Genomic DNA, 23941 nt, shown 5'->3' on the forward strand with positions numbered 1-23941 from the left:
CGTCCGGCCGACAGTTCACGGACTGCCGCCGTGATTGAGACGGTCAGTCGGTCCCGGACGTCTCTCCCCAGGTCCACTCGTCGAGTTCCGTCTTCGGTGCCGCTTCCTGTTCTGTCTCTCCGTCGTCCCGCTCTGTTGGTGCATCTGTAGCCTGTGACTCCGCTGTCGAGTCGCTCGACTCTCGCTCGGTTCTGAGTCCACCCTGTTGCCGGGCGTAATCGACGAGCTCCCGTACGGCTGCCCGGTCGGCAGCGAGGTTTGTGACCGCGTACTCACACCGGTCCGTCTCGAAGACCACAGTGTATGTTCCCTCGCGGACGATGTGGACTGACTCTAGGCGGTCATACGGGAGCGTCAGTTGTTCGCTCGACACTGTGCCGGTCCGCGTGTCGATGGTAATCGTATCGGAGTCGAGACTGAGTGACAGCGCCACCATGTCCGCTTCGGTCTCCCCAGAGATTCTCACACGGTTCGGTTCGAACGCGTCTTCGTCAGGCTTGTCTGTCATTGACTTTCGTGACTCTCGCGGCCAATTGCCGCCGGCAAATCTGCTGGTAACAGTTCAACGATAAGATGCTTTATCGGGAATCGATCTCTGCGTCCCGTTTACGTTGGTCCAGAATCTCGTTGAATCGCATCGCTAACTCCGCCAGTTGTGGGTCGTCTACGTTTTCCTCAAGCCGGCTGTCGTCGTTACCGTTCGAAATTTCGACAGCCGTTTCACAGTACTGTGCGACGACTTCCGCAGAGACCCCATGCTGCCGGTCTAGCTGCTCTGAATCGCGTAACACGGCGAGCGCTCGGTATATGTCCCCCACGTCGTCCGTCCGGTTCGTCGCAAGGTCGACATCAAGCTCTCCCTGCTCAATCTGGCGCGCCTGCGCAGCGAGTGTCTCTACGGCTGCGGTCCGCTCCCGGCCGATGATCGTCGCCACGAACAGCAACGCAACTGCGACGATCAACAGTATACTCACGAGTCCCGAGAGAAGCATCGACTGCTGTGAACCGCTCATTTCGGGCGCTGGATTGGTGTACACATTCACCACCGCCAGCGTAGCCAACACAAGAACCAACACCGCTCCTACCCCCAAGGTCCGACCGTACGAGCCGCTCCGCTTGGTTACTGCCGACATATAGCCTCTTTAGGGATTTTTCTCGGATAAATCCGGTGTATCTGGTATATACATGGAGGTACCAGTGTCAGTCACTTGGCGGGAGCTACGGACCAGCTGTCGACGAACGTCTCAACCGAATTGTATCTGACAAGCAGAATCGACATAAATCCGACTTTGGCAATGGTGTCAAGAACTGCAACGAGGAAGTTCAGGTCAGGGGCCTGAATGATCCCCGTCCCGAGAGGACCCAGGAAGTAGACAACCGGGTAGAGTGACCACGTCACGACAGTCAAGTCTCGGAGGCTCTGGAACAGGCTGCGGACGCTCGCTGTTGCAGCGTTAATTTTCCGGGCAAACGTTTTGATATACAAGTAGAGTAGCCCGATGAATGCGACCGTGGACACGGCGAAGGCAATCCACCGGAGCGACCCCGACATACTGACGAAGCCGTATCCCACGCCGATCATCACCACGTTTGCGGCCACTGCGAGCCGCCGCGTCTGTGTGTCGACGCCAGCCAGCCGTGCGAGATAGTACGTGATGATCGGCGTCGAGACGATCCAATCGGCGAACCTGAGCGTCGTGATGCTAACCGTGTTCCCGAGCTGGCCGCCCGCTATGAGTGCCATCGCCACGTATGCCGCTCCCGCGACTGAGGTGTGTATCGGCGGCAGGTAGTAGAACGAGGACCTGATATTACCCCTTGTTGCAGCGAACCACACGAAGACAACAGCTGACACGAAAAACGCTCCAGCCCCAGCCCCGTACCAAACGATCTCTTGTGCCATATCGTTTCGCAGGACTGCTCAGACTTCAACATTTGTGTATCTGGTACGTACTATGGTAGTATTCGGGATACGAGATGCGCGGCTGGCGAACGATATCGCGGTATAGACGCCTGCAAAGCGACCCTGAAACGGAGTTGTACACTTCCTCGCTACTCGTCGCCGCGGACGAACGTGACCGGACACGGCGCGTTCAGCATGACTTCCTGTGCTGTGGAGCCGAAGACGGCCTTCCCGGTCGGCGAGCGCTTTCGGCCGCCGACGACGGCGAGATCCGAGTTCATCACTTCGGCGAGGCTAACGATCTGCTCGCCGTGGTTGCCAACGGCACCGCGGACCTGTGTGGACAGACCGGCGTCGTCAAACCGTGAGACGAGCTCCCGGACTGTTGTGTGGCGGTCGGCGACCTCGTCGGGGTCGGCTTCGCCGGTCGATTCGAATTCGAGCCTGTCGACGACGCCGTCGTACTGGTCGTCGGTGAATACGTGTGCGACGATAACCGTCGCATCGGCCGGGCTCGCGATATCAAGCACGGCGTCAGCGAGTTCGTCGATTCGGTCGGCGTCGTTTGGTCCAACTGCGAGAAGAACTGTTTCGAGTGCCATACCGGCTACTCCGTGGGCAGACGCGTAAATCCTTCGATGGGTACTACCTTTGTAGTAAGTCGTTACAACGACGCCTTGGCCGGCGTCGTTCAGTGGCTCACCCGGTGTTTTTCATTCCGGCCGCGATACCCTGAACGGTCAGCCGCAGAGTCCGGCGCTCGGTTTCAGTCCGGTGAGACTGCTTGAGCAGACGGACCTGCAACAGGTTCAGTGGGTCGACGTACGGGTTCCGGCGCTCCAAGTTCTCCTTGAGCCAGTCCCGCGAGAGCAGGCCGTCCTGCCCGGTGATTTCGAGCACCTTCGCGACGGTGTTCTCGTACTCCTCGACGATACGCGGGTAGATGCGCTCGCGGAGTTCGGGGTCAGCGAGGTCGGCGTACTCCTCGGCGATTCCGAGGTCAGTTCGGGCGAGCGCCAGCGACGCGTTGTCGAGTTTCGTCCGGAAGAACGGCCAGTTCTCGTACATCTCCTGTAAGGTTTCCATGTCGCCGCCATTCTCCAGATAGGCGTCCAGCCCGGTCGAGATCGAGTACCAGCCAGGGATGATACAGCGGGCCTGCGTCCAGGAGAACACCCACGGAATGGCACGGAGGTCCTCGACACTGCGGTCCTCACTTCGGGAAGCCGGCCGCGAGCCCATATTGAGGTTCTCGATGACGGTGATCGGCGTCGCCTGCTCGAAGAACTCGACGAAGCCGTCGGTCTCAAGCAGGTCCTGATACTCGTCGCGGGCGGCGTCGGCCGCTGTCTCCATCGCCTCCGCCCACTCGTCGGGAATCTCTTCGACGGGCTCCTCGATTGCGTTTTGCCGCGCCCGTATCTGGGCGTTGAGCATCTGTTCGAGGTTCCGCTCGGCGATGTCGTGGTTGGCGTACTTCTCGGCGATGGCCTCGCCCTGCTCGGTGAACTTGATCTGGCCGGTCACCGTCTCGTTTGGCAGGGCCAGCATGGCGTCGTTCATCGGGCCGCCGCCGCGGGAGATGGAGCCGCCGCGGCCGTGGAACAGGCGCATCTCCACGTCGTAGTCGTCGGTGATGTCCGCCAGTCGTTTCTGGTTGTTGTACAGCGACCAGTTGGCGGCGAGGAAGCCGTTCTCCTTGTTCGAGTCGGAGTAGCCAAGCATGATCTCCTGAATGTTGTCCCGGGCTTCCAGCGCCTGGGAGTAGGCCTCGTTCTCGAACAGCGTGCCCATGATGCGGCGGGCTCCGGAGAGTGCATACTCCGATTCCAGCAGCGGGACCACGTCGAACCCGCAGTAGCCGGGCAGGTCGACGATGTCGACCTGGTCAGCGAGGAACAGCACTTCCAGCGCGTGGCTGGGCTCTTCACACCACGAGATAGCGTAGGTGTCGATGGCGTCGATGCCGAACTCGTTTTGCCAGTCGGCGGTCGCACGGAAGCGGTCGAGGACGCGGGTAGCGTCCTCCGAGAGACCCTCGGTGTCTTCCATGTCGATAACGGTGTTATCCTGGAGGATAGCCTCGGTCAGGAACTCGACGCGTTCGTCCTCGTCCATCGACGCGTAGTCGATGCCTTGCCGGTCGACAGCTTCGGCGATGGCGTCGGTATGCATCTTCCGGTGGTCGCGCAGGTCGAGGCTGGCGAGGGTGAAGCCGAACGTCTCGACCTTTCGGATCAGTGGGTCGACGTGGGCCTCGGCGATGACCTCGGCGTCGTTTTCCCGGAGGCTGTCGGCGATGACGCGGAGGTCGGTCAGCAGTTCTTCCTCGCTCTCGTAGCCGCCTTGGCGGACGTCGCTGACCCGGATGATGGATTCGCGCATCAGCCGGAGCTTCTGGCGGTAGGGCTCGTCGGGATACCGCTCTTCGGCTTCCTTGGCGACGCCAGGGAGCTTGGACTTGTGACGGTCCAGTCGCTCGTTGAACAGCGCGTCGGTCGCGATGTTCGAGGCATCCTGACTCAGCACGCCGGAGAGTTCCTTGAGCTTGGTGCGGTACAGCGGCAGTACAGTCTCGCGCTGGCGCTCCAGCGTCTCCTCGGTCACGTCGGTCGTGACAAACGGGTTGCCGTCGCGGTCGGAGCCGGCCCACGAGCGGAACTCGTAGAGGGTGTCGATATCGATGTCCTCGTCGTACACGTCTTCGAGGGTGTGTTCGAGCTCGTCGTACACCTCGTCGATGACGTCAAACAGAACGTTTTCAAGATACCACTGGACGTTCAGCGCTTCGTCGGTGACCTCCGGGCGGCGGTCCCGGACCTGTGGCGTCTGCCAGAGACTCGTCACTTCGGCGTCGAGGTTCCGCTCGATACGCTTCTGTTCGCGTTCGGTGAGTCGCCGCTCGTCGAGTCGTTCGATGTCACGGGCGACCGACCGGAGCTTCGCTTTCACCGTCTTCCGGCGGGCTTCGGTGGGGTGAGCCGTGAACGTCGGCTGGATGAGAACGTCTTCGAGCACCTGCTCGAACTCCTCCGGGTCTGCGCCGCGTTCGGCCAGGTCCCGGACGGCTTCCTCGACGCTGTCGGCCAGTACACCCTCCTCGCTCCCCTCTCGGATTTCGCGGACCCGTTCGCGTTCCTCAGCGAGATTGATAAGCTCGAAGTACGTCGTAAACGCGCGTGCGACAATGTCCTGCGTTTCCGGATTCAGTCGGTTCAGCGCCCGGTGGACCTCGTCCCGTGTCTCGGCGTCACCGCGCCGGTAGTCGATACACGAGTTCCGGATAGTTTCTACCGTGTCAAACGCCTCGGTCGAGGTTTGTGCTTCCAGCACTTCGCCCAGGAGCGCACCCAACTCCCGTACGTCCTGGTTTATCTCTCTGGCGTGCAAAGTCATACCACTTCATCCAGAACCGAGCCCTAAAACACTATTGAAACGGTGTATCAGGGATAGACGTTCATGAAGAACCCGGTTGCGAGAAATAGCTACTATTAATCGTGGGGTTCTTTACCGTATCACACGAATTGTTCGTGATACAGTGGACTGCCAATGATAGATATCGCTCTGGACATGGAGCAGTACGACTGCCCCTTCATCGACACGACGGCAGACCACGATGTCGCTTTTGCAGCGGTACACTGGGACTTCGATCAGCGTGCGCGGGAGTTGGAGACGCGGATGGTTGTTGAGGCTGAGGACGCGGGGGTACTCGATACGGGGCTGGACAGCTTGCAGACCCACGAGAACATGAACGACTGTGTGCTGTTGCGCCGCGAGAACAACGCCGCTCACATCCGGACGACTATCGAGGAAACGGCGGCGATGCAGACCATCAGAGACAACGGCGGCTACATCACCGGGCCCTTCCACATTGAGGCAGGCAGCGAGACCTGGCACGTCGGCTTCGACCGTGGCCGAGACGCCGACACGACGCTCTCGGAACTTGACCGTGACAACGAGTACGACGTGGTTGAGCGGACGTCGGCGACGCTCCCACAACTGCAGGACCTCGTGCAGAACGCCGGCGCGGCGATGACACTCGTGGACGGCTGTCGGGACCTCTCGGACACCGAACGCGAGACGCTGGAGACCGCCGTCTCCGAGGGCTACTTCGAGTCGCCCCGGGACGCGACACTGGGGTCGCTGGCCGAGGACTTCGGCGTGTCCAAACCCGCCGTCTCGAAGAACCTCCGGCGCGGCGAGCGCAAGATGATCGAACGCGTCGTCGAAGCGCTTGATGACATCGAGGACTGAGTTCGGTGTTCCCGCCGGCCTGTTCGCTACTCTGTCCAGAATGACAGCTAGGTGCAATTGTCACAACGGCCGTACCTAGCTCCCACTGTAGGCCTTAGCGTTGTTTTACTGCATAACTGACACTCGTGAGAGCGACATCAATACAAGACAACACCGATTGTGTGGGCTGAGATATGAATCAGCAAATGCCGGTCAAACGAATCCTGAACTGTCCGCATATCTGTGCTGCTGGGTGGTGACCGCTGGTTCCACCCAGACGGATAGAGTAAGGGTTACTTCCATGCATGATTCCGAGATTGAGACCTGCTTAAATCATATTCCCACGGCCGGACGCAATACGAGTGCAAAGGAGGGGACCGGTCAAACAAATATTTCGACCGAAGATATTTTTATACAAAAGCAAAGACAACATAATCATGACTGCTGAAGAAGACGAATCATCATCTAGAAGAGCCATACCGGCTCTTGAGATGCTTTTCAAAACGGTATTCGGGTTGCTCTTGCGAATCATACTCGCACCGTACCGTCGGCTCGCAAGGCGGTTGCTTGTTGGAGTTATCCTGATACCAGTTGCCGTATTCCTCGGCGTGTTCATTTTTGCGGGGTTTGCGGGAGGAATGGAACTGTTTGACTTCCTCGGTGTGAACCGTCAGATTGGGTTTCTGATTTCAATCACCGTCGGAATGACCTTGCCGTGGGTGGTCATCCTCGGTATCCTGCATCGATACACTGACCACGAAATTCTCTAACTACCCGCAATGCGACTGGGACAGCGAATAGCGGCGTATTTTCGTCCGAACTCTGGTCGGGTTGATAAACAGTTCTCTGATGGACCTTTGTCGCAGGTATCTACTCCATTTCGTCTGACACACAGTTCGTGGTGGCCCTTGGACTGGGACTCTCTATTATTCCCCCGTTACTAACGTGGGTGACCGCTGAGATATACCGGGCAACAGTCGCTGAAGCAGCTACGTAGCAGATAGTCAAATCGGTGTGAGAGGACAGTACGCAAGCGAGGGGCGAGATAGGCCGTCTACCGCCATTTTGTACCAATCCCGGTCCGGACGAGAACTGCGTTAACATGTTAACTCAGAACACTATATGGTCGGCGAGTCTACAATAATCTGTTATGCAGAATACGGCTACACGGAGGCGCGTTCTCGGCGCGCTCGGTGCTGGCGTTGTCGGGCTCAGCGGCTGTGTCAGTGACGACTCATCCATGACTGAACAGGACGATTCGGACGGCGGGACGACGGACAGTAGCACGAACGGCGAATCGGGCGGCAGTGGTTCGGCACAGACCGTTAGTATCGGGGTCCTTCAGCCCCGCGCTGGTGACCTGAAGTACTACGGCGACCAGTCGCTGTGGGGGTTCCTCTCCGGGCTGGCGTACAAGGGTGATACCGATCCGCCGACAGACCCCGGCAGCGGCGAGGTTACGATCACCGCCGGTGACACGGAGTATCGCCTGCTAATTCGGGACACGGAGTTCTCGGCGGACACGGCACAGACGGCAGCGACGAACCTCGTCGAGAACGAAGACGTAGACATGCTCGCCGGCTGTGCGTCCTCGGCGGTCGCCAGCCGGGTCGTCACGACGGTCGTCAATCAGGCGCAGGTCCCCATCATGCTCGGTCCGGCGGCGTCGGCCGACATCACGTCCAACTCCGAGACCTGTAGCGACCTCGTCTACCGAGCGAGCGAGAACACCGCGATGGACGCCCGCTCGGGCGGGAAGTACGTCGCCAGAGAGACGGACGTATCGAGCGTCTATCTGTTCGGCGCGGACTACAGTTTCGGTCGCGCGGTCGTCAACAACTACCGGGACGTGCTGGAGGCCGAAGGCGTCGATATCGTCGGCGAACGCTTCGTCGAACAGGGCTCAGTCGATCACATCGACAGCCGCGTAACCCCGTTTGATTACGGTGAACTAAACCGAACTAGCTGTGGAGCATCTTCGAACCGCTGGTGAGCATGATTTTCGGGATGGACCGTCGCTGTCGGCGGCGGACTGCCGCCGACGCGACAGTGTCACCACTGACGACCGCCGTCCGGCCCGATGGACAGCTACCGGAAGAACCGGCCGTCAAGTGGTTGATTCGCTGGAACAGACCTGCGGACACCAAGTGCTGTCCAAGCTGCGCGAAGCGTCATTTCGCAAAACTCCGTGAACGACCACTGCAAGAGGCGGCGCCCCCCACGGCGGGGCGCCGCCACGTACCTCCAGTGGAGATATCGCCAGCTGTTCTGAAGCAGTAGGCTCACTACAAACATTACCAACCGTAGTCCAGCATCCTGAGAACTAGTGAAAGCGAGGCTCTGCTTGGCTAATCGGTAGCTTGATTCGATGCCGAAGCGCTTGCTGTAGTGATCTCGTGCATCTCGTGGCGTGTCGATAAAGGGCGCGTCAGCGGCGTAGCCGTGACGCGCCACCCCGTGTTCGTCGTACCGTCCCTGCTGGTACACGCAGTCGATGAACACAGGGAACTCCACCTCGCCAGCGAGATCGTGTTCGATCTCGCGGCTCCAGCCTTTGCTGAGTTTGTTTTGAATCGTCTCACCCCACTTGACGATCGGCATCACATAGGCGTAATTGTGCGCGTACAGCAGCTTGAGACAGGTGCTGTTGTAGAAACCTCGATCAAGGTAGACGGCCTTGACGCCGAGGTCAAGGCCGTCAAGGAGTTCAAGAAACTCACCGAGGACATCGCTGGTGGTTTCGCCAGCAACGAGCTGGCGAACCGCCAGCGTGTATCGCTTGTTGCGTACGCGCACGTAGAGCGTTGCATAGGCGTGAAACGTCGTTGTTCCACGCTTGGCCTGTGAGGAGTACAGAGCCTCGGTTTCGTCCTCATCACCGTAGTAGGGATCGAGGTGGAGGTCTGCGCAGACCTCCACCGGTCGATCTGGAAGTGTCTCAAGCGTATCTCGTTGAAGCAGCGTGTCTCCAACCGATTCAACCGAATCCAGTTCAAACTGATCGCTGAGATGTCCACGGACGGTATTAGCGTGTGGTGAGTCGTCAGTCGTTTCGCAGACGTGATTGATCGAGGTCCCGCCGGCGCTGGCGCCGGCGAGGACCTCATAGAGCGTCTCTGCCGTGACCTTGACATTCTCGCCGAGATCTAATGAAAGTTCCTCGTCAAGACTATTGACGACAAAATTAAGCAGGTGCTCTTCTTCTATCTCGCTGTCTGCTTGGGTGGCTTCCACACTCTTCCCAAGTAGACGCTTCCTCTAACCCGATGTGATCGACTGGGGCTACGCCGAGTGGGATGGGCTGCTTGACAACGCCGAGGAAGCCGGGGCCGAAGGCGTCGTCGGCGGGTTCACCGTTGCGACGCTTCCGGCGATGTTCAACGCCTTCCTCTCCGGTGAGTACTCCTATCGGGTGTTCGGCGGGTTCGCCACCAGAATCACCAACAGCGTCGTCGGTGGGACGATGCAGAGCGTGCTCGGCGAGCCCCTGACAGCGGAGAAGATCAGGGACTCACAGCTCGGGCCGTTCACGACTCGCTACCACTGGAACCAGTACGACAACCCGATCAACGACGCGTTCGTCGACAGCTACACCAGCGCCTACGGCGTCGTCCCGGACCTGTTCTCAGCGGGGACCTTCACCGGCGCGTCAGCGATCCATCAGGCGGTTCAGGAGAGCGGGTCGACCGAGGGTACGGACATCGCCGACGCCCTGAAGGGGATGACAGTCACCGACACGCCGAAAGGGGAAGGCGGCTACACTTTCCAAGAGTACAACAACCAGGCGCGCTCGGCCATGACCGTCGCGAACCCGATTCCGACAACCGACGAGTGGGCCGACAACTGGGGCGCCGCCATCATGCCCGGCGAACCGCTGGCCCGAATCAGTGCCGACGAGACGACTATCCCACAGGATAGCGACCAGATGGACTGTTCACTGTAGGGATGCTCAGAACACAGGGACTGACAAAGGAGTTCGGCGGACTCACCGCCGTCAACAGCGTCGACTTTGAACTCGAAGCGGAACTGTGCTCACTTATCGGCCCGAACGGGGCCGGCAAGACGACGTTCTTCAATCTGCTGACCGGGACCCTCTCGCCCACCGAGGGGACGGTCGAACTCCGGCGTGACGGAACTTGGCAGGACATCACCGACGCGTCGCCGCACGAGACGGCCAGCAAGGGCATCCACCGCTCCTATCAGGTGACGAACGTCTTCCCCAACAGCACGGTACTAGAAAACGTCCGGGTCGCGGAACAGGCCCACAGCGACGACGCCACGACGTTCTGGCGCAACGTCGACCACTACGACGAGTTCACGGAGCGCGCCCACGAGATTCTCGACCGGGTCGGGCTTGCCCACCGGGCCGAGGACCTCGCGAGCACGCTGAGCCACGGCGCAAAGCGCAAACTCGAAGTCGCCATCGCGCTGGCCGGCGACCCCGCAGTGCTCCTGCTGGACGAGCCAAACGCCGGCGTCTCCTCGGAGAGCGTCGACGAAATCCGGGACCTCATCGAAGCAGTGGCGGAGGACTACCCAGTCCTGCTGGTCGAGCACAACATGGACATCGTGATGGGCGTCTCCGACCGCGTCGTCGTGCTCCATCAGGGTGCGGTCATCGCCGACGGACCGCCAGCAGAGGTACAGGCTAACCCCGACGTCCAGTCGGCGTATCTCGGCGGCTACGAACCGGGCAGTCTTGACGACGATACGACTGCGGCGGGGTCCGAAACGGACTCGGAGGAGGGGACGGCGTGAGCCTGCTCGAACTCGGCGGCGTCCACACGTACTACGGCGACAGCCACATCCTCGAAGGCGTTGACCTCTCCGTCGAGGAGGGAGAGGTGGTCGCGCTGGCCGGCCGAAACGGCGTTGGCAAGACCACGACGCTCCGAACGATTCTACAGCTGACGCCGCCCCGCGAGGGGTCGATCACGTTCCGCGATGAGTCGCTGGTCGGGCTGGAAACACACGAGGTTGCGACTCGGGGGCTGGGTTGGATTCCTGAGGACCGTCGGATGTTCAGCCAACTCAGTGTCGAGGAGAACCTCCGGGCGGCGATACCGGACCCCGACGATGTGAGCGACAGTCTGCAACTGGCGTTCGATTCGTTCCCGATTCTCGAAGAGCGGCGGGGGCAGGACGCCGGCACGCTGTCGGGCGGCCAACAGCAGATGCTCGCCATCGCTCGCGGGCTGGTCGGCGACAACGACCTGCTGCTGGTCGACGAACCGAGCGAGGGGCTAGCTCCCCAGATTGTCGCCGACGTGGCCGAGGCGCTGTCGAAGGCGAGCGAGGAGGTGACGATGTTGCTGGTCGAGCAGAACCTTCCGCTGGCGCTCGACCTCGCCGACCGGTTCTACATCCTCGACAAGGGCCGCGTCGTCGACGACGGCGAGACAGCGGCGGTGACGGCTGACGACGAGCGGTTCAGGAGGTATCTATCGGCATGATTGTCGAAGCGCTCGCGGAGTTTTTGACCCTCGGTGAACTCGGCGGTGTCATCGTCAACGGACTCGCCAAGTCGGCGCTGTACGTGATGATCGCCAGCGGCCTCACACTCATCTTCGGCCTCATGGGCGTGCTGAACTTCGCCCACGGGTCGCTGACGATGGTCGGGGCGTACCTCGGCGGCCTCCTGATGGTGGTCACAGTCACTGGCGGAACAGCGCCGCTGACCCGCCTCGGCCTGTTCTTCGTCGCCATCGTCGTCGTCTTCGCACTGTTGACGATGCTGGGCGGGGCTATCGAGACAATCATCATCCGGCCGCTGTACGACCGGCCGCCAATATACCAGATCCTGCTGACGTTCGGCCTGACGCTCGTCATCGAGGAGGTCGTTCGCATTGTGCTGGGTGTCTACGGCCTCCAGCCGCTGTCGGACTGGCAGGCCGCGCTGGCGACCAAGCCGCAGTTCCTCCGCGAACCGGTCGCCCTCGGTCCCGTCAGCGTCGGCTGGATGTCGCTGTTCCAGATACTCCTTGGAACTATGACGGTGGTCGGCATCTGGGCGTTCCTCACAAAGACCCGCTATGGCCTGTACATCCGGGCCGGGAGTGAGGACACGGAGATGGCGTCGGCGCTCGGCATCGACGTTCGGCAGGTGTTTACCGTCGTATTCGCGCTGGGTATCGGGCTGGCCGGCGCGGCCGGAACGCTGCTGATGTGGGACCCGACGTGGGGTGCGAGCGTCCCGCTCGCGGCCGAGACGCTGCTGCCGGCGTTCATCGTCGTCATCGTCGGCGGCCTCGGAACGTTCCGTGGCACCGTCGTCGCCGCACTGGTCGTCGGCATGGCCGACGCGGTAACGACCTGGTGGTTCCAGAACGTCATCGAGTTCACGGGCCTGCCGGAACTCGTGCTGTTTCTGGTCCTCGTGGTGACACTCATCGTCCGCCCGCAAGGGCTATTCGGCGTCGAGGAGGTGGGGGGCCATTAGCGCCGAACCCGAGGCTGACGCCGAGGCGGCGTCCGAGCCACCGGCCACGACTGTGGAAACGGGATGGCCCCGCGAATACCTGCGAGACCACACCGCCCACATCCTCGTCATTGCCCTGCTGGCGCTGTACCCGCCGGTGTATCACACGCTGTTGAACTCGGCGGTCAGCGCGGAGACGCAGATGCTCCTGCCGACGGTGGAGACGATGGTCGGCGTGCTGTACTTCGGCCTCTTTGCTATCTCGTTTGACTTCATCAGCGGCTACACCGGCTACCTCTCGTTTGGCCACGCGGTGTTCTACGGTACTGGCGCGTACACCGTCATCCTCATCGCCAACGGGAAGCTGCCGCTGCTTGGCCCCGGGACGCCGTTCATGGTGTCGCTGCTGGTCGGCGGTCTCATCGCCGTCGTGCTGGCGATGCTCGTCGGCCTCGTCTCGTTCCGCCTCTCTGGCGTCTACTTCGCGATGATTACGCTCGGCTTCGCGCAGGTGTTCTACGTGTTCGTCCGCGGCTGGGACTACGTGGCGACCAACCCCCGCGACGGTCCGGCGGTCGGGCCAAGCCACGCCGAGGGCTTTCAGATCGGGGTTCCCGGCATCGACCAGCTCTCGCTGTCAATCGGCGTCCTTACCGGCGACGAGGTCGCCCTGCTGGGGTCGACGCTGTCCGGCACAGAAGTGTCCTACTACATGATCGGCCTCGTCGTTCTGGCCTGCTACTTCGCTATGCAGCGCATCATCCACTCCCCCTTTGGCCGAGTGATGCTCGCCATCCGGGAAAACGAGGAACGCGCCGTCGCCATCGGCTACAACACGTATCTGTACAAGCTCGGGGCCTTCGCCATCAGTGGCTTCTTCGCTGCCGTTGCCGGTGGCCTATTCGCCGGCTTCAAGCGCTCGGCAAGCCCGGAGAACTCTTTTTACTTCCTGGTGACTGGCGACGCCCTGCTTGCGAGTATCATCGGTGGTTTCGGCACGCTTGCCGGCTCGCTGTACGGGCATCTATTCGACGAGACCGTCCGAGAGTTCCTCTCGAAGGCCGGGCAGGGTGGCGGCCTGTTGCCCTATCTCCGTGCGCTGTTAGGGCAGGAAACCCTTGACGCGACGCTGGTCGGCGAGACGACCATCGGCGGCCTTATTGACCTGCTGTTGAACGGCCACGCGAGCCTCTACGTCGGAATCGTGTTTGTGCTGTTCGTGCTCTACGTCCCCGACGGGCTGCTTGGGACGCTCCGGGCACGTGTTGGTGGGACGTTCGCAGAGGCGCTGCCGGCGAAGGTCTGGGGTGAGTCCGACCAATGAAACCCGTAAAAACGACAATCGAACCGCCTGACAGAACGACGACCTGGGCATGGAGCGGCCGGTCACTGCCCGGCTGCCCGACAGAGACGTATCGACGGCGAAACGATACGCCGCGCGACCACCCGAACGCAGAGCCAGAGCAATGAACGCGGAACCGAACTACTTGAAGGATATCCAACCAGAACCAGTCAGTATGCACTACGCAACCAACGACGGCGTCTCGCTCGCTTACGAGCGCGAGGGGCCGCCTGACGCCGAAACCGTCGTCTTCGTTGAGGGCATCGGCTACGGCCGCTGGATGTGGCTGTGGCAACAGGAAGCGCTCGTTGAGGAGTACCAGACTATCGTGTGGGACAACCGCGGAACCGGCGATTCGGACGAATCCGGAGGTCCGTACACCATGAGCCAGATGGCGAGCGACCTGGAGGCCGTACTCGACGACGCCGGCATCGAGCAGGCCCACGTCGTCGGGGCCAGCATGGGCGGGATGATCGCCCAGCAATACGCCCTGGAGTACGACCGGGCCAGGTCGCTGACGCTCATGTGTACCTCCCCAGGTGGTCCCGAAGCGGTCCCCGTCCCTGAGGAGACACAGCAGCGGATGTTCGCCGTCCCTGATGACCTCGACGAACGCGAACTCCGACGGTACAAGATGCAGCCGGCGCTCTCAGATTCGTTCATGGAAGCCCACAAGGACCTCATCGGGCGCATCATCGACTGGCGCATCGACAGCGACGCCAGCGACCAGGCACTAGACTGGCAAGGCGCGGCGGTTCAGGCGTTCGACGCGTCGGACCGCCTCGGTGAAATCACAGTCCCGGCCCTCGTCATCCACGGGACCGCCGACGAGGTGGTCCCCTACGAGAACGGGAAGCTACTGGCACGCGGGCTCCCGAACGCCGACTTCATCACCGTCCACGGCGGCCCGCACCTGCTGTTCATCGAGGAGTACGAGCGCGTCAACACACAGATACAGGAGTTTATCGACGATGTCTGAACTCGGCCCCGGTACCCCACAAAAGTGGGTCGGTGCCTGGAGCGAGCGCCGGGCCGCGCTCACCCCGGACCGCGAGGGATTGGTGGATGCGACGACCGGCGAGCGGTTCACGTACGCCGAACTGGACCGGCGAGCGAACCGGACCGCTCGCCTGCTTCGGCGGTACGGCGTCGGCGACAGTGGTGAGTCTACCGGTACTGTCGCCGTCGTCTCGCGGAACCGCCCAGCTGTCGTCGACCTGTTCTTCGCCTCCGCCAAGACCGGGAGCCGACTGGCTCCGCTGTCCCACCGGCTTGCGCCCCCGGAACTCGCCGAACTCCTCGACCGCGTGGACCCGGAACTCCTCGTTGTCGAGGCTTCCTTCGCCGAGACTGTCTCGACTGCTCTGGAGACAGCCGATACGGCGGCTCCCCAGCTTATCCATCTCGGAACCGCCGCCGACAGCGCGTCCTCGGCTGCCACGCTCGACAGCACGCCCTACGCTTCGGCCCTCCCCGAGGACGACACACCCGTCGAGACAGCAACGCCGGCCCCCGGCGACACACATCTCCTCCTGCACACCGGTGGGTCGACTGGAACGCCAAAGGAGACGGAACTAACCCACCGCGGCATCGTCTGGAACTCTCTGAATACGATTACGGCCTGGGGACTGCGCGAGGACGACGTGACGCCGATGGTGTTTCCGATGTTTCACACCGGTGGCTGGAACGTTCTCACCGTCCCCCTGTGGCACATGGGCGGGACAGTGGTCATCGCCCGTGCGTTCGACCCTAGCGACGTACTGGAGATCATCGACGCGGAGAGCGGGACTGTCCTTGTCGCCGTCCCGGCAATCCTGCGGATGATGGCGAACCACGACCGCTGGGCGGAGACGGACCTCTCGTCGCTCCGCTTCGCCAAATCCGGCGGCGGCCCCTGTCGCAAAAGCGTGATGGAGACGTGGTGGGACCGTGGCGTCAACCTCTCGCAGGGGTACGGCCTCACCGAGTGCGGGCCGAACAACTTCGCGATGCCCGAGGGCTGGCCCCACGAGAAGGCCGGTTCGGTCGGCAAGCCGGTGTTGCACGTTGACGCCAGAGTCGTCGAACCCGAAGACCGTGACAACAAAGGCAGCCCCGCCGGTTCACGGGACCCGGTCGACCCCGGCACCGTTGGCGAACTCCAGTTGCGCTCGCCCCACGCCGCGGCGGGCTACCTCGACAATCCGGACGCGACCGCCGAGACATTTGGCGACGGCTGGGTGTCGACCGGCGACCTCGCCCGCGTCGACGCGGACGGCTACTACTACATCGAGGGCCGCACCAAGCACATGTTCGTCAGCGGCGGCGAGAACGTCTTTCCCGCGGAGGTCGAGGACGCTATCGCCGACCATCCCATGGTCGGTGAAGTCGTCGTGATTCCGGTCCCCGACGACAGATGGGGGCAGGTCGGAAAGGCTGTCATCGAGCCCGCATCCACTGCTGTGACCGACGGGGCTGGCGACCGACCGCTGACGCTTGACGACCTCCGAACGTTCCTCGACGACCGCCTGGCACGGTACAAACACCCCCACGATATCGCGTTCGTCGAGGCGATGCCGACCAGCGGCCCAGACAAGATTGATCGGGGTGCAGTTTCAGACCGCTTCGGTGCGTAATGTATCACTGCAGGCGTAGCTTCAAGAGGAATGATGCATTTCTATTTACACAATATGTCTGACACATATGCGGCTGCGAATTCGATGCACGTGTTGCAGGTAGACGACAGGCCGCTACTCGACGAGACTGTCGAGTTCCCGGATAGTCGGGGCCCGGACTCGCTGACGCTGACGACGACCGACCGGGCAGACAGTGCGCTCGACCGTCTCGAAGGCACCGCTATCGATGGTATCGTTGCCGCCGACAACCTCCCGGACCGGTCCGGCCGTGAATTCGCTGAGATAGTCCGCGAGCGGGACAGTAATGTCCCGGTGTTGCTGCTGACCGAGCCGGAATCCGTCGCCAGCGACGCAATCTCGAACGGGGTTACCGACGTTTTCAGAAGAGATACAGCTGTTGCCCGTCGCGACCTTCTCTCCAATCGGATTCGGTTACTCGTCGAACATCACCGGTCGACAGAACTCGCGAGTCGGACTAGACAGCAACTCACAGAACTGGCAGAACAGTCGAGCGAACTGCTGTGGGTGTTCTCCGGGGACTGGACCGAGATACAGTTCGTCAATTCGGCATACGAAACGCTCTACGGCCGCTCCGTCGAGTCGTTGCAGACCAGCCCCGATGAGTTCATGACAGCGATTCATCCCACGGATCAGGATAGAGTCATCCAGTCGATGCAGCGCGTCTCAGCCGGAGAATCCGTCGAACTCGAATTCCAAATCACCAGACCGGATGGCGAGCAGCGCTGGGTGCGAGCCAAGGCACAGCCCATTGTTGAAGATGGCACGGTCGCCAGAATCGTCGGTGCCTCGCGTGACATCACCGAGCGGAAGCGATGCGAGTCCGAACATATTGCGGAAATAGACCGCCCTGACGCACCGGTCGATGCAGTGCCGGATCTGTTCTATGAACTCGATGAGAACGGCGAGCTGGCTCGCTGGAACGATGCACTGGCGGCAGCTACCGGATATACAGACGCTGATCTCGGGCCGATGTCGCTGACAGCACTCTTCGCCCCATCAGATCGTGAAACCGTTCGACAGGGCATCGAGACGGCTTTTGCGACCGGTGAAACGTCGTTCGAGGCCGATCTGCTAACCGCCGATGGCACGACAGTGCCGTACGAATTCACTGGGGGCCGGATAACAGCTGCTGACGGCTCGCCGCTCGGCGTGGTCGGTATCGGACGGGATATCTCCGCCCGCGAAAGCCGCCAACAGGCGCTTGAACAGCAAAACAAGCGCCTCGGAGAGTTTGCCAGCGTCGTCAGTCACGACCTCCGGAACCCGCTGGACGTTGCCCGGGGCCAGCTAGAACTCGCACAGATTGAGCACGATAGCGACCACCTCGACGCGGTCAAGCGAGCCCACAGCCGTATCGGACAGCTCATCGATGACCTCCTGACGCTGGCCCAGAACGGTGAGACAGCGCTCGACAGCGAGCCGGTGCCGCTCCAGACAGTCGTCGAGCAGTGCTGGCAAACTGTCGAGACCGGCGACGCGACACTGGAACTACAGACCTCGGCTGTGGTGCGGGCGGACCCAAGCCGGCTCCGGCAACTCTTCGGGAACCTGATCCGCAACAGCGTGGAACACGGACAGACGCCACACACCGAGAGACAAGACGACGCCGGCGAACAGCGTGCGACGACCTCTCTCTCACAGTCGCAGAGACCAGCCGCTGACCTGACGCTTACTGTTGGCGAACTGGACGACGGCTTCTACGTCGCGGACGACGGCGTTGGGATTCCGGCCGGGGAGCGCGACACTGTGTTTGAGGGTGGCTACTCGCTGGCGTCGGGTCCCGGTTTTGGCCTCAGAATCGTCGATGAGATCGTCGATACCCACGGCTGGTCGATAACGGTCACAGAAAGCGACGCCGGCGGTGCTCGCTTCGAGATCACCGGCGTCGAGTTCGAGACGGCGTAACTGTGCCGTCGTGAGTACTATCGGGTGACCACCACGTCACCCGGTGCCGCCCCAGTCAACACCAACGATGGGGGTCGAACCTTACGCCTCGTCGAAGACGGTGTCGCCCTCGACAACGTGCTCTTCGACAGCGTCGAGGTCGAGTGTCAGCCCGAGACCCGGCTCCTCCGGAATCTCGATGTAACCGTCCTCGATGACAGTCTCCTCGACCAGGTCATCCCACCAACCAAGTTCGTAGGAGTGGTACTCGACGGCCAGTGAGTTCGGGACTGCAGCCCCGACGTGTGCGCTCGCCATCGTCGCGATCGGCGAGGAGACGTTGTGCATCGCAACCGGGATGTAGTACTGGTTCGCCACGTCGGCAACCTTGCGCGTCTCGCGCATTCCACCGACTTTCGGCATATCCGGCGCGATCATATCGACAGCCTGGTTCTTGATAAGCCGTCGCTCCTCGGTGACGCGGTAGCGATTCTCGCCCACGGTGATCGGCGTGGTCGTGGACTTGGTGACTTCCTCCTGCACCTCGATGTTCTCCGGCGGAACGGGGTCTTCGAGCCACCAGACGTCGTACTCCTCGATGGCCTCCGCGAGGCGCTTCCCGGAGCTCCCCGAGAACGTCCAGTGACAGTCGAAGGCCACGTCAGCCTCGTCTTTGACCTCCTCGGTGACCTTCTCGACGATCTCGGCCTTGTGCCGGATTTCACCCGGGCGGAGGTGTCGGTTCGCGCGGTCTTTCTCTAGGCCGCTTGGCACGTCGAGGTCGAACTTGAGGGCGTCGTAACCCAGTTCGTCGACGACGCGACGGGCCTCCTCGGCGCAGGCCTCGGGGTCAGCCTCTTCTTCGGTGTGACAGTCACAATACACGCGCATCTCGTCGCGGTACTTCCCACCGAGCAACTGGTATGCCGGTACTTCGAGGATCTTGCCCGCAAGGTCGTGTAGCGCGACCTCGATGCCAGCGATGGCCGTCACGGTGACACCCTCGACGCTCCCCTCGCCGCTCATCTTCTGGATGAGGTGCTCGTACAGGCGGTCGATGTCCAGCGGGTTCTCGCCGACGACAAACGGCTTCATCCGCTCGATGAGTTCCGGGACGCCAGCGCCCCAGTAGGCCTCGCCCGTGCCGACGATGCCTGCGTCGGTGTAGATTCGGACGAGCGTCCACGGGAAGTTCCCGTCGACCATCGTCGTCTGAACGTCGGTGATCTCCACGTCGCGACCGCCGCCGCGCTTGGCGGTGACACCCATTGTCTCCGCAGAGAGCTCCCGCATGGTGTACTCTGCGTTCGGGTCGTGCAGGTCAGCGTAGTCTACGTCGTTTGCCTTTCCCATACCCCCGCTTGCTAGTGGCGTCACAAAAGTGTAGAGGAAATCGGTCTCGTTCCGACACAGTCGACTGCGTCGATACCTGCGGGGAGCCCACGGCGTCCCGCGGGCCGCTACATTCCACCGGTGTCCTGTGCGACAATCAGATCAAAGGGTGTGTCTGCCGGTTCGTCGTCCGGCGTGAGATAGCCCGCCGCAAAGGCGGTGTACCCGGTTTCGCCAGCCAGGCTAAGGTCGTACTCCGCGACAACGTCCCCATCGTTGTCAGGTGTCGCTCCGCGGACCTGTATCGTATACTCACCCGCTGGCACCTCGACGCTGTCGAATTCCCGGAAGTCGGCAGCATCGAACAGCACGTCGCCGCTCGATCCGACTGTCACGTCGACTTGTGGGGCATCGGGCGAGAGGTGAACCAGTCGGAGGCGGGCTGTCCCATTGCTGGGTGCGGTGAGATTGTCGGCGAGCACGAGTGGCTGGAAGGGGTCACCGGTATCGTCGCCGATTTCGCCGGCCGCTGCGACGGTGTACGCCTGTCCGCCCTCAACGGTCACGTCACCCTCGAACACCGACGTGTCCGGGTCGCCGGCAGCAGTGATTTCGACCGTTCGCGCGCCAGCGGGGACCTCCAGATAGTCACTGACAGCGCCGAAGGGCACGTCTTCGAGCACGGCCGACCCGTCGACGTACACGTCAACGTTCGGGGCGTTCGGCGACATGTGTGCCACCCGGACATTCGCTGGCTCGGACTCTGTTTCAGTTTCCGTAGCGCCGCCGCCAGTGTCCTGTGTCACGAGCAGGTCGAAGGGCGCGTCCGCCGGGTCGTCGTCCGGCGTGAGATAGCCTGCTGCGAAGGCCGTGTACACCTCGCCACCGGACAGGCTCACGTCGAACTCCGCGGCGACGTCGCCGTCGTTGCTCTCCGTGTCACCACGTACTTGGAGCGTATAGTCCCCTGAAGGCACTTCAACGTAGCCGGAGCCGCCGTACTCGACGCCGTCGTACAGCGCATCTCCGTTCGACGCGAGGGTCACGTCGACGGCCGGCGCGTCGGGCGAAGCGTGGACCAGGCGGACGCGTGCGGTGTCGCCGCCGGGATCGCTGTTGTCGTCTTCCAGGACCAGCGGTTCGAACGCCTGGTCGGCGTCATCGCCGATTTCACCGACTGCGGCGATGGTGTACGCTGTGTCTGCTTCCACCGCAACAGGCCCCGAAAACACTGACGTGTCCGGATCACCAGCGGCGGTTATCTCGACCGACCGCTCTCCCGCGGGCACGTCGAGGTACTGACTCACCGCACCGAAGGGAACGTCTTCGAGGACTGCATCGCCCTCAAGATAGACGTCCACGTTCGGGGCGTTCGGCGACATGTGCGCCACTCGGACCGCCGCAGTCCCCGGATCGGTTTCCGCTTCGGTCTGAGTGTCTGTTTCGGTCTCCATCGGCGTGTCCATGCCGCTGTCCGTCTCGGTGTCTGGCTCTTCGGCACCGCCGTTACCGCCGCCGCTACAGCCAGCGATGCCGACTGTCACACCGGTTCCGATACCGAGCAAGATCCGTCGTCGGGTCGTGTCTGATGACATCCATCATCTGCTGGGATTGTCAGCTAAATAGTACATTTCGTGACTCGGGCGTGACTCTCTCTCAATTCTCTCTCAAATCCGGCTAGAGAGTTCGAGCCCGCCGTTTGCTCGAATTTCCCGAAACTGTTTTATCGAACATTCCCGGACGTTTGCAACATGGACAACAGGTTTCTCGCGCTGGGTGCGGCGACGGTTCTCAGACCTGGGCCAAACGGTGGTGTTTTCCACCCTGGCTGCCGCCCACTCAGCCGTGGGGCGCAATCTCCGGCCGTGCGCGGCCGGTCGTGCCCCATGTCGGTGGATTCTTGCCACCCCGTCCGGAAATGGAACCAGAATGGAGACGGTCCTCTGGCAAACGCTTGCAGGTACCCGCGGAGGACCCAACCGTGCCCGCGTGCTTCGCGCGCTGGCCGACCAGCCGCGAAACGCCAACCAGCTCGCTGATGACCTTGACCTCGCGTACAACACAGTCCGATACCATCTCGATGTCCTCGAAGACAACGGCGTCATCACCAGCAGCGATGCCGACTACGGCGTTATCTATCTCCCCAGCGAGCGCGCGAGAACCCACTGGGACACGGTCGAACAAATCCTCACACAGGTGGACGATTGACATGAGCACGACACCACATCGCCGACAGTTGGCCACTGACCAACGACAGGAGCCCGCACCATGAGTCTTGTATTGAACGGGGCTCGTATCGCCGCCGCAGTCAACATCCTGTTGCTGGGCGTCCTCATCAGCATCTGGGTGCAGACGTACCGGGAAATCCGTGCCCCGCTGACGCTTGGCTCTATCGTGTTCGCGTCGTTCCTGCTGGCCGAAAACGCCGTTGCCCTGTACTTCTACTTCACCGCACCGGCGATGCCCGCGATTGCCGTTCAGGTGATGATGGTGCTCCAGATGCTCGAAACGATTGGTATCGGCGTGCTGACGTACTTCACCTGGAAGTGACGCGTGGCAGCTTTCATTGATTGCCTGTTTGAACGACTCCGTCGCTCGTTTCGCTTCGTGAAAAGTGGGACCGCCGAGTGCCGCGGTTCGTCTCTAGAATCGTTCATCCGTGGGTTGCCGTGGTTGTGACTCATGGGTACTCTGTGAACTGCGGTTAGTCGATGTAGCTACGGCGCGATTCCATCCGCTTCAGCAGGTCCGGCTGGTCGTAGTGCGTGCGAATGACCTCCGGGGTCGCGTTCACACGCTCGGCCAGCACCTCCGGGGGCCAACCTTCGTCACGGTGATGCGTGATCGAGCCAGTCCGAATCCGGTGTGGAGATCGGGCCGACGGGCAACGCGATTCGTAGCCGTGTTCCAGCGCCTCGCAGGTGTCCGTATCGCGGTCGTGTGGACACGTCTCGAAACGGCACGGCTGGGTGATGATATTGAACCGCGAACGAATCGCACCCTTCGACATCCGACCGGTCCCGCGCTTGCTGGAGAACAGCGGCTTGCGCCCGTGTTCGTCCTCGACCTCGACGCGCGTCACCTCGATGTAGTCTTCGAGCAGCTGCCCGATCTCTTCCGACAGGCCGACCGGTCGCTCACCATCCTCCTGATTCTTCAGCGGCGTATCCGTCTCAGGCCGGTGGCAGAAGTAGACGAACGGAACGTCGAACTGTCCGAGTTCCTCGTCGGAGAGTCCGTCCCGGTGGGCCAGTCGGTCGAGATCGTCGTCGGTCAGGTAGCAGTCGTCCAGGTCGAGCGCACGAAGCGCACCGAGTCGAGCACCAGTATGCCACGCCAGCGCGAACAGCATGTGGTCGCGGCTGGCGTAGTCGAACTGTTCCAGTTTGTGCAGAATCCTCTCGGCACGGTTCGCCGTCAGTTTCTCCTCGTTCGCTCGTTCTGCCTTCGAGAGGGTCGGCACGTCGACTTTCGCGGGCAGTACCGGCGGGACTGCTTCTACGTCGACGCAGAAGTCCAGAAACAGTTTGATCGTCCCGAGTTGCGTGTTCAGGGCGTTCTTCGTTAGCCCGTCAGCACGCCGGTCGGAGTCGTACCGGAACACGTCGCGCCCGGTCAGGTCGTTCAGGTTGTCGATGCCCTCTTCGTCGAGCCAGTCGACGAACTGCCGAACGCGGTAGTAGTAGCTCTGGACCGTCTCGTCGGCTTTCTCGGCTTTCTGCCGGTCTATCCACATCTCCAGTGCTTGCCGGGGGGCAAGCGGTTGGAGATCGTCACTCATCGGTGTCCCTCTCGGATGGGGCATCCGGTTCTGTTTCGAGGGCGGACGAGCGAATCCGATTTCAGATTTGACGGGGCAGTCATCCACTCCTGACTGCTGATTGCACGTATAAACCGGACCGTCTCGGTTGGGTGAAAGTGGAACCGTGGGGCTAGGCCCACTGATTACTGCGTTTATCCGGCTTTCTGAATCCACTCTTGAGAAACTAACACGACTGCCGGACAACCTCCGGCGGGGTCGAGCGAGGGGTTTAATCCTCGCGGTTGTGTCTGCTAACATGCTTCCGTGGGATGGTCACGGAAGCCACAGCGGGCCGGTGTTCCAGCACCGGGTCCGCGTTTTCCGAACTGTTCCAGCAGTCCGAGTGACCTCCGTGGCGAATAATAATACTGGACTCTATTAATAGTTTCCA

At 61.7% G+C, this 23941-nt stretch carries 21 protein-coding genes and 2 pseudogenes; 14 read left to right on the forward strand and 9 right to left on the reverse strand.

Going from position 1 to position 23941, the window contains the following annotated elements; all coding sequences use genetic code 11:
• Positions 1 to 43: 43 nt before the first annotated feature.
• The 5 genes from BDK61_RS07950 to ppc form a co-directional block, all read right to left on the reverse strand.
• Entirely contained in the window at positions 44 to 508 is a 465-nt protein-coding gene (locus BDK61_RS07950) for a hypothetical protein (RefSeq protein WP_011223087.1), read from the reverse strand.
• Positions 509 to 578: 70 nt separating this feature from the next.
• Positions 579 to 1037: a HAMP domain-containing protein gene (locus tag BDK61_RS07955; protein WP_244209731.1), complete on the reverse strand. Its 459-nt coding sequence runs from the start codon at positions 1035 to 1037 to the stop codon at positions 579 to 581.
• 167 nt (positions 1038 to 1204) lie between these two features.
• Complete coding sequence (gene xop2, locus BDK61_RS07960; RefSeq protein WP_121302946.1) at positions 1205 to 1903, reverse strand: sensory rhodopsin III; 699 nt, start codon at positions 1901 to 1903, stop codon at positions 1205 to 1207.
• A gap of 149 nt (positions 1904 to 2052) precedes the next feature.
• Positions 2053 to 2505, reverse strand: a complete 453-nt coding sequence (locus BDK61_RS07965) for a universal stress protein (protein WP_004962069.1) — start codon at positions 2503 to 2505, stop codon at positions 2053 to 2055.
• A 97-nt stretch (positions 2506 to 2602) separates the two neighbouring features.
• A complete protein-coding gene (ppc, locus tag BDK61_RS07970; RefSeq protein WP_121302947.1) occupies positions 2603 to 5299 on the reverse strand; it encodes a phosphoenolpyruvate carboxylase in 2697 nt (898 codons plus the stop codon).
• 153 nt (positions 5300 to 5452) lie between these two features.
• On the opposite strand from ppc, the gene BDK61_RS07975 reads away from it, so the two are divergent.
• The 3 genes and pseudogenes from BDK61_RS07975 to BDK61_RS07985 form a co-directional block, all read left to right on the forward strand.
• Positions 5453 to 6157, forward strand: a complete 705-nt coding sequence (locus BDK61_RS07975; protein ID WP_011223091.1) for a helix-turn-helix domain-containing protein — start codon at positions 5453 to 5455, stop codon at positions 6155 to 6157.
• A 416-nt stretch (positions 6158 to 6573) separates the two neighbouring features.
• Entirely contained in the window at positions 6574 to 6906 is a 333-nt protein-coding gene (locus BDK61_RS07980) for a hypothetical protein (RefSeq protein ID WP_011223092.1), read from the forward strand.
• Between the two features lie 380 nt (positions 6907 to 7286).
• Positions 7287 to 8039, forward strand: a pseudogene (locus BDK61_RS07985) (ABC transporter substrate-binding protein); the annotation flags it as partial.
• 185 nt (positions 8040 to 8224) lie between these two features.
• Here BDK61_RS07985 and BDK61_RS07995 read toward each other — a convergent pair.
• Positions 8225 to 9370, reverse strand: a complete 1146-nt coding sequence (locus tag BDK61_RS07995) for an ISH3 family transposase (RefSeq protein WP_121302948.1) — start codon at positions 9368 to 9370, stop codon at positions 8225 to 8227.
• Positions 9371 to 9407: 37 nt separating this feature from the next.
• Here BDK61_RS07995 and BDK61_RS08000 point away from each other — a divergent pair.
• The 9 genes and pseudogenes from BDK61_RS08000 to BDK61_RS08035 form a co-directional block, all read left to right on the forward strand.
• A pseudogene (locus BDK61_RS08000) lies at positions 9408 to 10079 on the forward strand (ABC transporter substrate-binding protein); the annotation flags it as partial.
• Positions 10080 to 10081: 2 nt separating this feature from the next.
• Positions 10082 to 10894 carry an ABC transporter ATP-binding protein gene (locus BDK61_RS08005; RefSeq protein ID WP_121302949.1) on the forward strand — a complete coding sequence of 271 codons (813 nt, stop codon included), beginning with the start codon at positions 10082 to 10084 and terminating at the stop codon, positions 10892 to 10894.
• Positions 10891 to 11589, forward strand: a complete 699-nt coding sequence (locus BDK61_RS08010) for an ABC transporter ATP-binding protein (RefSeq protein ID WP_121302950.1) — start codon at positions 10891 to 10893, stop codon at positions 11587 to 11589. Before BDK61_RS08005 ends, BDK61_RS08010 begins: the two co-directional genes overlap by 4 nt.
• A complete protein-coding gene (locus BDK61_RS08015; protein WP_121302951.1) occupies positions 11586 to 12575 on the forward strand; it encodes a branched-chain amino acid ABC transporter permease in 990 nt (329 codons plus the stop codon). The genes BDK61_RS08010 and BDK61_RS08015 overlap by 4 nt, the downstream gene beginning before the upstream one ends.
• A gap of 136 nt (positions 12576 to 12711) precedes the next feature.
• Complete coding sequence (locus BDK61_RS08020; protein WP_121303916.1) at positions 12712 to 13878, forward strand: branched-chain amino acid ABC transporter permease; 1167 nt, start codon at positions 12712 to 12714, stop codon at positions 13876 to 13878.
• A complete protein-coding gene (locus BDK61_RS23345; RefSeq protein WP_167467367.1) occupies positions 13875 to 14024 on the forward strand; it encodes a hypothetical protein in 150 nt (49 codons plus the stop codon). Before BDK61_RS08020 ends, BDK61_RS23345 begins: the two co-directional genes overlap by 4 nt.
• The gene (locus tag BDK61_RS08025) at positions 14021 to 14875 is read left to right on the forward strand and encodes an alpha/beta fold hydrolase (RefSeq protein WP_121302952.1); all 855 of its coding nucleotides are present in this window, start codon (positions 14021 to 14023) and stop codon (positions 14873 to 14875) included. The genes BDK61_RS23345 and BDK61_RS08025 overlap by 4 nt, the downstream gene beginning before the upstream one ends.
• Positions 14868 to 16511 carry an AMP-binding protein gene (locus BDK61_RS08030; RefSeq protein ID WP_121302953.1) on the forward strand — a complete coding sequence of 548 codons (1644 nt, stop codon included), beginning with the start codon at positions 14868 to 14870 and terminating at the stop codon, positions 16509 to 16511. The genes BDK61_RS08025 and BDK61_RS08030 overlap by 8 nt, the downstream gene beginning before the upstream one ends.
• Before the next feature lie 54 nt (positions 16512 to 16565).
• Positions 16566 to 18437: a hybrid sensor histidine kinase/response regulator gene (locus BDK61_RS08035; protein WP_121302954.1), complete on the forward strand. Its 1872-nt coding sequence runs from the start codon at positions 16566 to 16568 to the stop codon at positions 18435 to 18437.
• An 81-nt stretch (positions 18438 to 18518) separates the two neighbouring features.
• Here BDK61_RS08035 and BDK61_RS08040 read toward each other — a convergent pair whose 3' ends face one another.
• Both BDK61_RS08040 and BDK61_RS08045 read right to left on the reverse strand, forming a co-directional pair.
• Positions 18519 to 19769 carry a mandelate racemase/muconate lactonizing enzyme family protein gene (locus BDK61_RS08040; RefSeq protein ID WP_121302955.1) on the reverse strand — a complete coding sequence of 417 codons (1251 nt, stop codon included), beginning with the start codon at positions 19767 to 19769 and terminating at the stop codon, positions 18519 to 18521.
• 107 nt (positions 19770 to 19876) lie between these two features.
• Positions 19877 to 21343 (reverse strand): DUF4397 domain-containing protein, encoded by a 1467-nt coding sequence (locus BDK61_RS08045; protein WP_121302956.1) that lies wholly within the window; start codon positions 21341 to 21343, stop codon positions 19877 to 19879.
• Between the two features lie 334 nt (positions 21344 to 21677).
• Between BDK61_RS08045 and BDK61_RS08050 the strand changes: the two genes are divergently transcribed.
• A complete protein-coding gene (locus tag BDK61_RS08050; protein ID WP_004516907.1) occupies positions 21678 to 21956 on the forward strand; it encodes an ArsR/SmtB family transcription factor in 279 nt (92 codons plus the stop codon).
• Positions 21957 to 22016: 60 nt separating this feature from the next.
• Positions 22017 to 22298, forward strand: a complete 282-nt coding sequence (locus BDK61_RS08055) for a hypothetical protein (RefSeq protein WP_011223101.1) — start codon at positions 22017 to 22019, stop codon at positions 22296 to 22298.
• A 154-nt stretch (positions 22299 to 22452) separates the two neighbouring features.
• Here the strand turns inward: BDK61_RS08055 and BDK61_RS08060 are convergent, their stop codons facing one another.
• Complete coding sequence (locus BDK61_RS08060; protein ID WP_053967950.1) at positions 22453 to 23529, reverse strand: tyrosine-type recombinase/integrase; 1077 nt, start codon at positions 23527 to 23529, stop codon at positions 22453 to 22455.
• Positions 23530 to 23941: the final 412 nt, after the last annotated feature.

The sequence above is a fragment of the Haloarcula quadrata genome (assembly GCF_003634715.1).
Lineage (GTDB): Archaea > Halobacteriota > Halobacteria > Halobacteriales > Haloarculaceae > Haloarcula > Haloarcula marismortui.

Coding starts and splice junctions, on each gene's coding strand:
- BDK61_RS07950 (WP_011223087.1), bottom strand. CDS start 508: ATGACAGACAAGCCTGACGAAGACGCGTTCGAACCGAACCGTGTGAGA.
- xop2 (WP_121302946.1), bottom strand. CDS start 1,903: ATGGCACAAGAGATCGTTTGGTACGGGGCTGGGGCTGGAGCGTTTTTC.
- BDK61_RS07965 (WP_004962069.1), bottom strand. CDS start 2,505: ATGGCACTCGAAACAGTTCTTCTCGCAGTTGGACCAAACGACGCCGAC.
- ppc (WP_121302947.1), bottom strand. CDS start 5,299: ATGACTTTGCACGCCAGAGAGATAAACCAGGACGTACGGGAGTTGGGT.
- BDK61_RS07975 (WP_011223091.1), top strand. CDS start 5,453: ATGATAGATATCGCTCTGGACATGGAGCAGTACGACTGCCCCTTCATC.
- BDK61_RS07980 (WP_011223092.1), top strand. CDS start 6,574: ATGACTGCTGAAGAAGACGAATCATCATCTAGAAGAGCCATACCGGCT.
- BDK61_RS08005 (WP_121302949.1), top strand. CDS start 10,082: ATGCTCAGAACACAGGGACTGACAAAGGAGTTCGGCGGACTCACCGCC.
- BDK61_RS08015 (WP_121302951.1), top strand. CDS start 11,586: ATGATTGTCGAAGCGCTCGCGGAGTTTTTGACCCTCGGTGAACTCGGC.
- BDK61_RS23345 (WP_167467367.1), top strand. CDS start 13,875: ATGAAACCCGTAAAAACGACAATCGAACCGCCTGACAGAACGACGACC.
- BDK61_RS08025 (WP_121302952.1), top strand. CDS start 14,021: ATGAACGCGGAACCGAACTACTTGAAGGATATCCAACCAGAACCAGTC.
- BDK61_RS08030 (WP_121302953.1), top strand. CDS start 14,868: ATGTCTGAACTCGGCCCCGGTACCCCACAAAAGTGGGTCGGTGCCTGG.
- BDK61_RS08035 (WP_121302954.1), top strand. CDS start 16,566: ATGTCTGACACATATGCGGCTGCGAATTCGATGCACGTGTTGCAGGTA.
- BDK61_RS08040 (WP_121302955.1), bottom strand. CDS start 19,769: ATGGGAAAGGCAAACGACGTAGACTACGCTGACCTGCACGACCCGAAC.
- BDK61_RS08045 (WP_121302956.1), bottom strand. CDS start 21,343: ATGTCATCAGACACGACCCGACGACGGATCTTGCTCGGTATCGGAACC.
- BDK61_RS08050 (WP_004516907.1), top strand. CDS start 21,678: ATGGAGACGGTCCTCTGGCAAACGCTTGCAGGTACCCGCGGAGGACCC.
- BDK61_RS08055 (WP_011223101.1), top strand. CDS start 22,017: ATGAGTCTTGTATTGAACGGGGCTCGTATCGCCGCCGCAGTCAACATC.
- BDK61_RS08060 (WP_053967950.1), bottom strand. CDS start 23,529: ATGAGTGACGATCTCCAACCGCTTGCCCCCCGGCAAGCACTGGAGATG.